The sequence below is a fragment of the Terrabacter sp. 2TAF16 genome (assembly GCF_052115065.1).
Classification (GTDB): Bacteria; Actinomycetota; Actinomycetes; order Actinomycetales; family Dermatophilaceae; genus Terrabacter.
Genome location: NZ_JBFRFZ010000006.1, coordinates 287,301 through 299,628, shown reverse-complemented (window position 1 = coordinate 299,628; position 12,328 = coordinate 287,301). Strand labels below are relative to the sequence as shown.

At 71.7% G+C, this 12,328-nt stretch carries 12 protein-coding genes; 6 read left to right on the top strand and 6 right to left on the bottom strand.

Going from position 1 to position 12,328, the window contains the following annotated elements:
* Positions 1-43: 43 nt before the first annotated feature.
* Complete coding sequence (locus tag AB4Z14_RS10175) at positions 44-1,090, top strand: NAD(P)-dependent alcohol dehydrogenase (RefSeq protein WP_442275089.1); 1,047 nt, start codon at positions 44-46, stop codon at positions 1,088-1,090.
* A 108-nt stretch (positions 1,091-1,198) separates the two neighbouring features.
* Here the strand turns inward: AB4Z14_RS10175 and AB4Z14_RS10170 are convergent, their stop codons facing one another.
* Positions 1,199-1,771 (bottom strand): pyridoxamine 5'-phosphate oxidase family protein, encoded by a 573-nt coding sequence (locus tag AB4Z14_RS10170; RefSeq protein ID WP_442275088.1) that lies wholly within the window; start codon positions 1,769-1,771, stop codon positions 1,199-1,201.
* A gap of 205 nt (positions 1,772-1,976) precedes the next feature.
* A complete protein-coding gene (locus AB4Z14_RS10165) occupies positions 1,977-3,851 on the bottom strand; it encodes a DEAD/DEAH box helicase (protein ID WP_442275087.1) in 1,875 nt (624 codons plus the stop codon).
* 250 nt (positions 3,852-4,101) lie between these two features.
* Between AB4Z14_RS10165 and AB4Z14_RS10160 the strand changes: the two genes are divergently transcribed.
* Complete coding sequence (locus AB4Z14_RS10160) at positions 4,102-4,830, top strand: ferritin-like fold-containing protein (RefSeq protein ID WP_442275086.1); 729 nt, start codon at positions 4,102-4,104, stop codon at positions 4,828-4,830.
* 138 nt (positions 4,831-4,968) lie between these two features.
* On the opposite strand, the gene AB4Z14_RS10155 is transcribed toward AB4Z14_RS10160, so the two are convergent.
* The 4 genes from AB4Z14_RS10155 to AB4Z14_RS10140 all read right to left on the bottom strand — a co-directional run bounded on the left by AB4Z14_RS10155 (position 4,969) and on the right by AB4Z14_RS10140 (position 6,950).
* Positions 4,969-5,232 carry a GlsB/YeaQ/YmgE family stress response membrane protein gene (locus AB4Z14_RS10155; RefSeq protein WP_056770758.1) on the bottom strand — a complete coding sequence of 88 codons (264 nt, stop codon included), beginning with the start codon at positions 5,230-5,232 and terminating at the stop codon, positions 4,969-4,971.
* A 191-nt stretch (positions 5,233-5,423) separates the two neighbouring features.
* On the bottom strand, positions 5,424-5,696 hold the full coding sequence (locus tag AB4Z14_RS10150) for a GlsB/YeaQ/YmgE family stress response membrane protein (RefSeq protein WP_056770754.1): 273 nt from the start codon (positions 5,694-5,696) through the stop codon (positions 5,424-5,426).
* A gap of 283 nt (positions 5,697-5,979) precedes the next feature.
* Positions 5,980-6,201, bottom strand: coding sequence for a DUF3107 domain-containing protein (locus AB4Z14_RS10145; RefSeq protein WP_026864027.1), 222 nt, complete (start codon positions 6,199-6,201; stop codon positions 5,980-5,982).
* Between the two features lie 56 nt (positions 6,202-6,257).
* The gene (locus tag AB4Z14_RS10140; protein ID WP_442275085.1) at positions 6,258-6,950 is read right to left on the bottom strand and encodes a TetR/AcrR family transcriptional regulator; all 693 of its coding nucleotides are present in this window, start codon (positions 6,948-6,950) and stop codon (positions 6,258-6,260) included.
* A gap of 102 nt (positions 6,951-7,052) precedes the next feature.
* Between AB4Z14_RS10140 and moeB the strand changes: the two genes are divergently transcribed.
* The 4 genes from moeB to katG all read left to right on the top strand — a co-directional run bounded on the left by moeB (position 7,053) and on the right by katG (position 12,173).
* Positions 7,053-8,231 (top strand): molybdopterin-synthase adenylyltransferase MoeB, encoded by a 1,179-nt coding sequence (gene moeB / locus AB4Z14_RS10135; protein ID WP_442275084.1) that lies wholly within the window; start codon positions 7,053-7,055, stop codon positions 8,229-8,231.
* A gap of 10 nt (positions 8,232-8,241) precedes the next feature.
* Positions 8,242-8,982 carry an MGMT family protein gene (locus tag AB4Z14_RS10130; RefSeq protein WP_442275083.1) on the top strand — a complete coding sequence of 247 codons (741 nt, stop codon included), beginning with the start codon at positions 8,242-8,244 and terminating at the stop codon, positions 8,980-8,982.
* 506 nt (positions 8,983-9,488) lie between these two features.
* The gene (locus tag AB4Z14_RS10125; RefSeq protein ID WP_442275082.1) at positions 9,489-9,917 is read left to right on the top strand and encodes a Fur family transcriptional regulator; all 429 of its coding nucleotides are present in this window, start codon (positions 9,489-9,491) and stop codon (positions 9,915-9,917) included.
* A 72-nt stretch (positions 9,918-9,989) separates the two neighbouring features.
* The gene (katG, locus tag AB4Z14_RS10120; protein WP_442275379.1) at positions 9,990-12,173 is read left to right on the top strand and encodes a catalase/peroxidase HPI; all 2,184 of its coding nucleotides are present in this window, start codon (positions 9,990-9,992) and stop codon (positions 12,171-12,173) included.
* The last annotated feature ends 155 nt before the right edge of the window (positions 12,174-12,328 follow it).

Genomic DNA, 12,328 nt, shown 5'->3' with positions numbered 1-12,328 from the left:
CTGCACCTGAGAGCGTCGCCACCCACCACGAAGGAGAATCCCCTTGATTTCCACCCCCGCACTGGTCGCACCGAGCGCCGGAGCCGCCTTCGAGGCCCGGACCGTCGAGCACCGCGACCTGCGAGACGACGACGTCCTCATCGACATCAAGTTCGCCGGCATCTGCCATAGCGACATCCACCAGGTCCGCGAGGAGTGGGGCAGCGCGATCTTCCCCATGGTCCCCGGCCACGAGATCGCCGGTGTCGTGTCCGCCGTCGGTGACGGTGTCACGAAGTACCAGGTCGGCGACCGCGTCGGTGTCGGCTGCATGGTCGACTCGTGCGGCGAGTGCGAGTTCTGCAAGGACGGCGAGGAGCAGTTCTGCTCCAAGGGCGCGGTCATGACCTACAACGGCAAGGGCTACGACGGCGAGCCGACCAAGGGTGGCTACGCCCAGCAGGTCGTCGTCTCCGAGCGCTTCGCCGTCCGCATCCCCGACGGCATCGAGCTCGACGTCTCCGCCCCGCTGCTCTGCGCCGGGATCACCGTGTGGTCCCCGCTGAAGCGCTGGGGCGCCGGCCCCGGCAAGAAGGTCGCCGTCATCGGGCTCGGCGGCCTGGGCCACATGGCCGTCAAGCTCGCCGCCGCCATGGGCGCCGAGGTCAGCGTGCTCAGCCGCACCGACGCCAAGAAGGGCGACGGCGAGGCGCTCGGCGCGACGCACTACTTCGCGACCGGCGACGAGGGTGTCCTCAAGGGCCTCAAGGGGACCTTCGACATCATCATCAACACGGTGAGCGCCGACCTGCCGATGCAGACCTACATCGGCCTCCTGCGCCCGCTCGGTGTCATCGCCAACGTCGGGCTGCCCACGGGCAACTACGACTTCGCGCCCGGTGCCGTCGTCGGCGGCAGCCGCGTCGTGGCCGGCTCGAACATCGGCGGAATCCCCGCGACCGCCGAGATGCTGGCCTTCTGCGCCGAGCACGGCATCGGCGCGTCGGTCGAGACGATCTCGGCCGACGAGGTCGACGCGGCCTACGACCGCGTCGTGGCCGGCGACGTGCGCTACCGCTTCGTCATCGACACCGCGACGATCAACGCCTGATCCAAACCGTCGCCCCACCGAGGGCGTATGCCGTACGGCCGGGTCCCACGAGGGCCCGGCCGTCCGCGTTCCCGGCGTCACCTGCCCCTCGAGGGGTGGGTGGCGACGTCAGTCGGTTGCGGCTGATGGTGTGGCCGTCGGGTCGAGGGCGGGGAGGCCGTCGATGGAGGTCGCGTTCTTCGTCGCACGGTAGGTCGCCAGGCCCTCGTCACCCCGGTTGCCTGCCCACCGGGTCAGTAGGTCCCGGTCGCTCTCGTGGCTCATGAACGGCACGGCATAGCCGCACGAGTCCGAGACGCGTTCGACGTCGATGACGACGACTCCCCGTGCCCCGGGGTGGTCGGCGAAGAGCCCACGGTACGAGTCGAACTCGCTTTCACCGAGCGCCACGTAGCGACCGGTCCCGTGCAGCCGCACGATGTTCGGCGGCCCCTCGAACGCGCAGAACATGACGGTGACGCGACCGTTCTCGCGCAGGTGTGCCGCGGTCTCGGAGCCGCTGCCCGTGAGGTCGAGATAGGCGACCTCGTGCTCGCCGAGCACCGCGAAGGTGCCGTCGAGGCCCTTGGGGGAGAGGTTGACGTGCCCGTCGGAGGCGAGCGGCGCCGTCGCGACGAAGAAGAGGTGCTGCGCCTCGATGAAGGCGCGCAGGCGCTCGTCGATGCGATCGTGCAGCTTCATGGGTGGGCCTCCTCGGTGCCGGCGTCTCGCCCCAGCGTAGGAGCCCGTCACGGCGCCGACCCGGGCTGACCGCAGCGTGGACCCGACCGGGTGCGCGAGCGGCCCCCCGGGCTGTGCGAAGGCCCGGGCGGACACCGTGTGGTGTCGGCCCGGGCCTCTCACGCGCTGGAGGCGACGTCAGCCGATGTGGCTCGACGTCGCTGCGTCACTCGGCAGCGGCCGTCGCGGGCGCGGACTCGCCGCGACCCGCACCACCGCGGCCGGCACCGCCACGACGGCGACGGCGCGGCGGACGCGCCCCACCCTCGGCGGCGTCGGACGCATCGTCGGGGCCGTTGCCGGCAGCAGCCGACGACTCGGAGCCACCGGCCTCGCCTGCGGCACCGGCGGCTGCAGCGCCGGCGCCACGGGTGCGACGGCGGTTGCGGCTGCGGCGGGGGCGGTTCTCGCCGCCCTCGGCGGCCGGCGTCTCACCGGCGTCGGACGAGCCGGACGAGCCGGACGAGCCGTTCGCCTCGGCGTCGCCGCGGCCGCGGTCGGAGCGCGAGCGCCCACGGTCGCCGCCACGGTCACCGCGGTCACCGCGCTCACCCCGGTCACGGTCGCCGCGACCGGCTCCGGCGCCCGCGCCGGACTTGCCGTGGCGCTTGCCCGTCTCGCCGAGGTCCTCGATCTCCTCGGCACCGAGGCCCGCGAGCTTCTGCTGCGAGCGACGCAGGCGGCCCTTGGCGTCGGTGGGGATGTCGAGGTCGCTGTAGAGGTGGTCGGAGCTCGAGTAGGTCTCCTGCGGCTCGGGGATGCCGAGGTCGAGCGTCTTGTTGATGAGCGCCCAGCGGTGCAGGTCGTCCCAGTCGACGAAGGTCACCGCGACACCGGTGTTGCCGGCGCGGGCCGTGCGGCCGATGCGGTGCAGGTAGGTCTTCTCGTCCTCGGGGCACTGGTAGTTGATGACGTGCGTGACGTTCTCGACGTCGATGCCGCGGGCCGCGACGTCGGTGGCGACGAGGATGTCGACCTTGCCGTTGCGGAAGGCGCGCAGCGCCTGCTCGCGGGCACCCTGCCCGAGGTCACCGTGGATCGCGGCAGCCGCGAAGCCACGCTCGACGAGCTCGTCGGACACCTTGGCGGCGGTGCGCTTGGTCCGGCTGAAGATGATCGTCAGCCCACGGCCGTTGGCCTGGAGCATGCGCGAGAGCATCTCGACCTTGTCCATGGCGTGCGCACGGTAGACGAACTGCTCGACGGCCTTGACCGTGTGGGCGTTCTCGTTCTCGTCGCCCATCGCCCGGATGTGCGTCGGCTGGGACATGTAGCGACGGGCGAGGGCCACGATGGCGCCCGGCATCGTCGCGGAGAAGAGCATCGTCTGGCGCGAGGCCGGCGTCAGTGACATGAGGGTCTCGACGTCCGGGAGGAAGCCGAGGTCGAGCATCTCGTCGGCCTCGTCGAGCACGACGGTGCGCGCCTGCGACAGGTCGAGGTGACCCTGCTTGGCCAGGTCGATGAGGCGGCCGGGCGTGCCGACGACGACCTCGACGCCCTTCTTGAGGGCCTCGATCTGCGGCTCGTAGGCGCGGCCGCCGTAGACGGTGAGGACGCGGACGCCGCGCTTGCGGCCGGCCCGCTCGAGGTCGCTCGCGACCTGGACGGCGAGCTCGCGCGTCGGGGCGACGGCGAGGGCCTGCGGCTTGCCCGGACGGGCCTGCTCGTCGAAGCCGGCGTCGCCGGGGGCGAGGACGCGGTTGAGGATCGGCACGCCGAACCCGAGGGTCTTGCCGGTGCCGGTCTTGGCCTGGCCGATGATGTCGTGGCCACCGAGGGCGACCGGCAGCGTCATCGCCTGGATGGGGAAGGGGTGGACGATCCCGTGCTCGGCGAGCGAGGCGACGATGTCGGGGTGGACGTCGAAGTCGGCGAAGGTCAGCTCGGGGGCGACCGGCTCCTCGGCCGCGGGGGTGAGCGGCTCGGCCGACTCGGTGGGGGCCTCGGGAGCCGTGTCCGCGACCGTCTCGGCGACGGTGGGCTCGGGCGCGTCCGTGGCGACCCCCGCGTCGGCAGGGGTCTCGTGGGGCTGGGTCATGGGCATCTCTCGATCGGCACGAGCACCCCGACGGTGCGGGAGCTCAGTGGCGCGTGACGGGCCGATCGGAGACTGTCAGGGACGGTGGGTGGCTCTCGCACTGCTTGGACGCCGTGCGGGCTCCACCGGTGCGCGGGGACTCCGCGAGCACCATCTGGGCAAACCATCGGGCCGACCGGGCACCGAGTTGTCAAGCCCAGTCTACCGGCATGCGGGCAGAACGCCCGAACTCCGTCACTAGATTGGGCGCATGAGCGACGACGCGACGCCCGGACCCCACGTCGACACGGACCATGGGAGCCGCGAGGAGAGCACCGACGAGCCCGGCTACCTCGCCGCCGTCACGGACCTGCTCGGTGCGCTCGCGTACGGCGAGCTGCGTGCCTTCAGCCAGCTGGCCAAGGACGCCGAGCTCGCGCCCACGCTGCACCACAAGTCGGCGCTCGCCGTCCTCGCCGCCCACGAGCTGAAGAACTACTCGGTGCTCACCGAGCGCCTCCAGTCCCTCGGCGTCGAGCCGGAGTCGGCCATGGAGCCGTTCGTGGCGGCCGTCGACGCCTTCCACGAGCGCACGGCCGCCTCCGACTTCCTCGAGGGACTCGTCAAGGCCTATGTCGGCGAGGGCATCGCCCAGGACTTCTACCGCGAGATCTCGCGCTACGTCGACGAGGACACGCGCGCGCTCGTCGTCAGCGTCCTCGAGGACACCGGTCAGGCCGACTTCGCGGTCACCGTCGTCCGCGAGGCCATCGCCGCCGACCCGCGCCTCGCGGGCCGGCTCGCGCTCTGGGGCCGTCGCCTCGTCGGCGAGGCCATCACCCAGGCCCAGCGCGTGGGCGTCGAGCGTGACGCGCTGGCCAGCATCCTCGTCGGGGCCCCCGGGCGTGCCGGGGCCGACCTCGCCGAGCTCGGCCGCATGTTCGCCCGCCTCACCGACGAGCACTCCCGCCGGATGGAGCGCCTCGGCCTGTCCGCCTGAGAGGGCGTATGCCGCCCTCCCGGCCACCGACGGAGGCCGCGGTCCCTCGGACCGGGCGACACGGCATACGCCACGGGGTGGGCGGACATGCCGAAGGGCCCGACCGCGTGCGGTCGGGCCCTTCGGTCGTGCGGTCGGTCAGACCGACTTGTGGCTCATGCGGCCGTAGAGAACGATGATGATCGCCGCCACGATGGCGCCGAGGATCAGCGGGATCCACGCGATGCCCGAGTTGTTGGAGTAGCCGAGCTGGCGCACGACGAACGTCACGAGGACGTTGGCGACGATGCCGATGAGGATCGTCACGACGAGCGAGATGTTCTGCTTGCCGGGGAGGATCAGACGGCCGAGTGCACCGATGATGGCACCGACGATGATGGCCCCGATGATTGTTCCGATCATGTGACGCTCCTTCTGGCCGCCACAGGGCGACCGCTTGGTCCGCGAGGGGCGCGGACAACACATGCGACGAGATCAATGTCCCATCGCGTGGGGCTGGTGTGGTGGATGTGGCGCCTGCCAATTCCACGGGGATTCGCCCGCGAGGGGACGAAGGGGACGAGCGACCCGGGTCGGGAGCTCGTCCGAAAGCGTCAGCGCGTCTGGCGGTTGCCGGTGATCATGCCGTAGCCGACGATGAGCGCGGCTGCGACGACGACGCCGATGAGGCCGGAGATCCAGTCGATCCCCTTGGTGTCGTTGACACCGGTGGCCTTGTAGTAGATGAACGCGCCGATCAGGGAGCCGATGGCACCGAGGATGACGGTGAGCAGGACACTCATGTCCTGCTTCCCAGGGAGCACCAGCCGGGCGAGCGGTCCCACGATCGCACCCGCGACGAGGGCGGCAAGGATGGTTCCGATCATGTCTACGCTTCCTCCTTCGAGCCCGCAGGACGGGCGGCGACGACCCGGCGATCCCGGCTCGTTCCTCCACCTTGTACCCGCATGGTCGCTCCGGGCCACACCCCGACGGAGGACGTGTCGGGACGCCGTCTCGGCGGGCATGACGAAGGCCGCCGACCGTGGTGGTCGGCGGCCTTCGTCATGCCCGGACGGCCCGTCCTCGGGCGGTGGTCCTCCGGCGGGTCGCGGCGGTCGCCGTGGCCGGTACCGGGAATGTCGGCGGGGTCGTGCTCCTCGGACGCGTTCAATGAGCGCCGAAGCCGACCCCCGACTTGCGCTCGGCACCCGTCGTCACGTAGCCGATCGAGGCGGACGGGACCATGATGCGACCGCCCTTGTCGTCGGTCAGCTCGAGGGCCTCGGAGCCGAGCGACGCCTTGACGGCGGCGAAGATCTCGTCGCTGCTCTGGGTCGTCTCGAAGGTGATCTCGCGTGCCACGTTCTGCACGCCGATGCGGACCTCCACGTCAAACCTGCTTTCTCAGTTCTGGTGGACGCGGTCGACCGCGTCCTGTCGTCACCTTAACGAGCCGGCGTGCCGACCGATTCCCTGGCCGCGCCGCCGGGCCTGTCGCCCTCGTCGCCGCGGCCCTCGCCCCGTCCGACGACCGGGAACGCACCGAAGCCGCGGCGGATGAGCGCGGCGGTGAGGCGCACGGCCGTCTCCTTGGAGAGCGTCGCCTCGTGGGTCAGCCAGTGGCGGGCCGACGTCTGCGCCAGGCCGACGAAGGCCACGCCGACGAGGACGGCCTCCTCTTGGTCCATCGAGGTCTCGCTGCGGATGATCTCGGCCATCGCCTCGGCGCACGTGAGGTCGATCTGGTCGAGACGGCGGCGCACCTCGGGCTCGTTGGCGAGGTCGGACTCGAAGATGAGCCGGAACGCCGCGCCCTCCTGGCCGACGAAGTCGAAGTAGGCGCGCGTCATCGTGTTGATGCGGGCCTTGTTGTCCGACAGGGCCAGGGCGTCGCGAACGAGCTCCTCGAGCTCGCCGGTGTGCTGGTCGATGAGCGCGAGGTAGAGCTCGAGCTTGCCGGGGAAGTGCTGGTAGAGCACCGGCTTGGACACCCCGGCCCGCGCCGCGATGTCGTCCATCGCGGCAGCGTGGTAGCCGTTCTCGACGAAGACGCCGAGCGCGGCGTCGAGCAGCTGGGCGCGCCGCTCCGATCGGGGCAGCCGCTGGCCGCGGCCCGGCGGGGTGGTCTCGTCTGCCATGCGGATCCTCTTCGGGTGTGGGCGCGTTGCTCGTCGGTCCTCGGCGTCCGCCCCCGCAGACGACCGTGTCCGTCTCACCATACCGAGCAGTACGGTGAGGGCATGTCGACGGATCCGCTGGTCAAGACGGGTCGGGCGCTCAGCAAGGCCGAGACGACGAGGTACGCCCGCCACGTGCTGCTGCCCGACGTGGGCCGCGACGGGCAGGAGCGCCTGGCCGCCGCCCGGGTGCTCGTCGTCGGTGCCGGTGGTCTCGGGTCGCCCGCGCTGCTCTACCTCGCCGCGGCGGGGATCGGCACGATCGGCGTCGTCGACGCCGACGTCGTGGACCTCACCAACCTCCACCGCCAGGTCATCCACTCGGACGCCGACATCGGTCGACTCAAGACCGAGTCCGCGGAGGCCGCCGTCCACCGCGTCAACCCGCACGTCCAGGTGGTCCGACACGACGTCGCGCTCGACTCGGGCAACGCCCTGGGGATCATCGGCGACTACGACCTCGTCGTCGACGGCACCGACAACTTCCCGACCCGCTACCTCGTCAACGACGCCTGCGTCATGCTCGGCAAGCCGCACGTGTGGGGCTCGATCCTCCGTTTCGACGGCCAGGTCTCGGTGTGGTGGGCCGGTCAGGGGCCGTGCTACCGCTGCGTCTTCCCCGACCCACCGCCGCCCGGTTCGGTGCCGAGCTGCGCCGAGGGCGGCGTGCTCGGGGTCCTGTGCGCCGTCATCGGGTCGATCCAGTCGACCGAGGCGATCAAGCTCCTGCTCGGCATCGGCGAGCCGCTCGTCGGCCGGCTCGTGGTCCACGACGCGCTGCGCCAGACCTGGGACACCCTGACGGTCAGGGCCGACCCCGAGTGCCCGGTCTGCGGCGACCAGCCGACCGTCACCGAGCTCATCGACTACGTCGAGTTCTGCGGCGTGCCCGGTGCCGCCGCCCTCGACGAGGGCGACCTGCCGACGGTCACCGTCCACGACATGGTGGGCGAGCTCGCCGCCGACGAGCCGCCCCTGCTCGTCGACGTGCGCGGCGACGAGGAGCGGGCCATCGCCTCGATCCCCGGCGCCGTCGCGATCCACCTCGACCGCTTCCGGTCCGGGGAGGCGTTCGACGAGCTGCCCACGGACAGAAGGGTGCTCATCCACTGCAAGGTGGGTGGCCGATCGGCCGAGGCGACTCGGCTCGCGCTGCGCGCGGGGCTCACGGACGTCGCGAACGTCGAGGGCGGCATACTCGCCTACCTCCGGGAGATCGACCCGAGCCAACCCGAGTACTGAGAGGACGCCCGTGCCGCTGGAGGACCACGCCGAGCGCGTGCTCGACCTCGTCGCGACCATCCCCGAGGGGCGGGTGCTCGCCTACGGCGACATCTCCAAGCGCCTCGGCGGCATGGGTCCGCGCACGGTGGGCACCGTGATGAGCCGCTACGGGTCCGACCTGCCGTGGTGGCGGGTCATCCGCTCCGACGGTCGGCCGCCGCAGGGCCTCGAGGACGAGGCCCTCGAGCACTGGCGGGCCGAGGGGACGCCCATGGTGGGCGGGCTCGTCGAGGGTGGCCGCGCCGACATGGGCCGGGCACGCTGGGACTTCGGCGGAGCGCCGGCGGCGTCCGGTGCCACCAGGGGAGCGGGGCCGCGCGGCGGGCTGCACCACATCGAGATCTGGGTCGACGACATCACCGCCGCCACGCGCGAGTGGGGCTGGCTGCTCGGACGGCTCGGCTACCACCTCGGTGACGACTGGGGGCACGGCCAGGCGTGGGAGCTCGGCTCGCTCTACGTCGTCGTCGAGGCCGGCCCCGACGTCGTCGCCGGACGCCATGAGCGCACCCGCGCGGGCCTGAACCACTGTGCTTTCCATGGCGGTTCGCGCGCCGAGGTCGACGCGCTCGTCGACGCCTGCGGCGAGGGCGGCTGGACGCTGATGTTCGCCGACAGCCACCCGCATGCCGGTGGCGCGCAGCACTACGCCGCCTACCTCGAGAGCGGCGAGGGCTTCGAGGTCGAGGTCGTCGCGGCTGACACCTGACGCGGGATCCCGGACGCACGGTCCCGTCCGGACGTCGGGACCCCTGCCGGGACCTTCGGCCCTGCCGGTCCGGGCCGCGGCGCGTGAGGGTGGGAGAGCGGCCCGTGGCTGCGGGTCGCTCACGAGGGTGACGCCACGTCGTCAGCCAGGTCACCAGGGAGACGGTCCGATGGTCACGTCCACGTACGCCTCTGCGCCGGGCAGCGCGAGCGCCGCGGTGACGGGGTCGGACCCGTCGTGGGCCCGCCTCTACCGGATCGGTGGGGTCTGCGGCGGGTGCCTTCGTCGTCATGGTGACGGCCGGCATCGTCCTGGCCGTGGCGGCTCCGGCCGCGCCCACCGAGGGCGGCTGGGCCACGCTCGCCCACATCGCCGCGCACCGATCGCTCTCTACGGGGTCCTGCTGCCGATCTGGATGGCCGCAGTGGCCTGGCACCTCTACCGGCTCGGTCGCCAGAGAGTGGTCAAGACTTGATTTGTTCCAGACAAGCCGGGAGACTCGGGGCATGACCGGAGCCGACGTCGAGGTGCAGCTGCGCGAGTCCGGGATGCGCGTCACGCGCCAGCGCGTCGCCGTCCTCTCGGTCCTGCACGACCACCCGCACACCGACACCGACACGGTCATCCGGCGCGTTCGCGAGGTCGCCGGCGACGTGTCCCACCAGGCCGTCTACGACGTCCTGCGCGCCCTCACGGACGCAGGACTCGTGCGCCGCATCCAGCCGACGGGCTCCGTCGCCCGCTACGAGGTGCGCGTCGGCGACAACCACCACCACGTCGTGTGCCGCTCGTGCGGCTCCATCGCCGACGTCGACTGCGCCGTCGGCCACGCCCCCTGCCTCACGGCATCCGACCCCCACGGATTCGTGATCGACGAGGCCGAGGTGACGTACTGGGGCATCTGCCCCGAGTGCGCCGCCGAGGCCGCCTCCTGAAGTTGCCCACCCCAGAAAGAGAAGGACGTCCTCGTGTCTGAGCTCCACCAGCCCAACGCCGAAGTCGGCGAGATGAACGAGCCGGAGGCCAGCAAGTGCCCCGTGGCCCACGACCGGTCGACCCGCCCCGCGGGCACGAGCAACGAGGACTGGTGGCCCAACCGCCTCAACCTCAAGATCCTCGCCAAGAACCCCGCGGTCGCCAACCCGCTCGGTGAGGACTTCGACTACGCCGCGGCCTTCACCAGCCTCGACCTCGCCGCCGTCAAGGCCGACATCGCGGCCGTGCTCACCGAGTCGCAGGACTGGTGGCCCGCCGACTTCGGCCACTACGGCCCGTTCATGATCCGCATGGCCTGGCACAGCGCCGGCACCTACCGCGTGCAGGACGGTCGCGGCGGCGCGGGTGCCGGGCAGCAGCGTTTCGCCCCGCTCAACTCCTGGCCCGACAACGGCAACCTCGACAAGGCCCGCCGCCTGCTGTGGCCGGTCAAGAAGAAGTACGGCCAGAAGCTCTCGTGGGCCGACCTCATCGTCCTCACCGGCAACGTCGCCCTCGAGTCGATGGGTTTCGAGACGTTCGGCTTCGGCGGCGGACGCGAGGACGTCTGGGAGCCGGACGCCGACGTCTACTGGGGCTCGGAGGCCGAGTGGCTCGGCGACGAGCGCTACACCGGCGACCGCGACCTCGAGAACCCGCTCGCCGCGGTCCAGATGGGGCTCATCTACGTCAACCCCGAGGGTCCCAACGGCAACCCGGACCCCCTGCAGTCCGCCCGCGACATCCGCGAGACGTTCGGCCGCATGGCGATGAACGACGAGGAGACCGTCGCCCTCATCGCCGGTGGTCACACCTTCGGCAAGACGCACGGCGCCGCCGACCCGCTGAAGTACGTCGGCACCGAGCCAGAGGGTGCCCCGCTCGAGGAGCAGGGCCTCGGCTGGAAGCAGTCCTACGGCACCGGCAAGCTCCAGGACGCCATCACGTCCGGCCTCGAGGTCACGTGGACGCCCACGCCGACGCAGTGGGACAACACCTTCTTCGACGTGCTCTTCGGTCACGAGTGGGAGCTGTCGCAGAGCCCCGCGGGCGCGGCCCAGTGGGTCGCCAAGGATGCCGAGGCGATCATCCCGGCCCCGAACGAGGGCGGCGCCAAGCGCCTGCCCACGATGCTGACGACCGACCTGGCCCTGCGCGTCGACCCGGCGTACGAGAAGATCTCGCGCCGCTTCCACGAGAACCCGGCCGAGTTCGCCGACGCCTTCGCGCGTGCCTGGTTCAAGCTGACCCACCGCGACATGGGCCCGGTCGAGCGCTACCTCGGCCCCGAGGTGCCGCAGGAGGAGCTGCTGTGGCAGGACCCGCTCCCCACCGCCGCCGGTGAGCCGATCGGTGCCGACGACATCGCGACGCTCAAGCAGGCCATCGCCGACTCCGACCTCACCGTCACCCAGCTCGTCAAGGCCGCGTGGGCGTCCGCGTCGACGTTCCGCAGCAGCGACAAGCGCGGTGGCGCCAACGGTGCCCGCGTGCGCCTCGAGCCACAGAGCGGCTGGGACGTCAACGACCCGGCCGAGCTCGCGACCGTCCTGCGCGCCCTCGAGGGCATCCAGGCCGACTTCAACGGCCGTGGCGGCGCCACCGTCTCGCTCGCCGACCTCATCGTCCTCGGCGGCAACGTCGCGGTCGAGCAGGCCGCTGCTGCAGGCGGCGTCACGGTCGAGGTGCCCTTCCGCGCCGGCCGCGTCGACGCCACGCAGGAGCAGACCGACGTCGAGTCGTTCGGCTACCTCGAGCCGCGGCACGACGGCTTCCGCAACTACGTCGGCAAGCCCGGTCGCGTGCCGGCCGAGTACCTCCTCGTCGACCGTGCCAACCTGCTCGGCCTCTCGGCCCCGCAGATGACGGTCCTCGTCGGCGGCCTGCGCGTCCTCGGCGCCAACACGGGTGGCTCGACGACCGGTGTCCTCACCGACCGCGTCGGCACGCTGACGAACGACTTCTTCGTCAACCTGCTCGAGCTCGGCACGACGTGGACCGCTGCGAACGAGGGCGGCGACACGTTCACCGCGACGAACGCCGCCGGCGAGCAGACGTGGACCGGCAGCCGCGTCGACCTGCTCTTCGGCTCCAACTCCGAGCTGCGCGCCCTCGCCGAGGTCTACGCGAGCGACGACGCCGCCGAGAAGTTCGTCCACGACTTCGTCGCTGCCTGGTCGCAGGTCATGGAGGCCGACCGCTTCGACGTCAGGTGACGGCCTGAAGCACCGCACGGGGCCCGGGATGGCGTATGCCGTCCCGGGCCCTTCGCGTGCCCGCAAGCGCCGCGGGCGGCTGGGTCGAGGTCGGGTCACCGAGGGCCTGGGTCCCCGCCGAGACGGGAACGGGGCGCGTCCGCCGGGACGGGGCT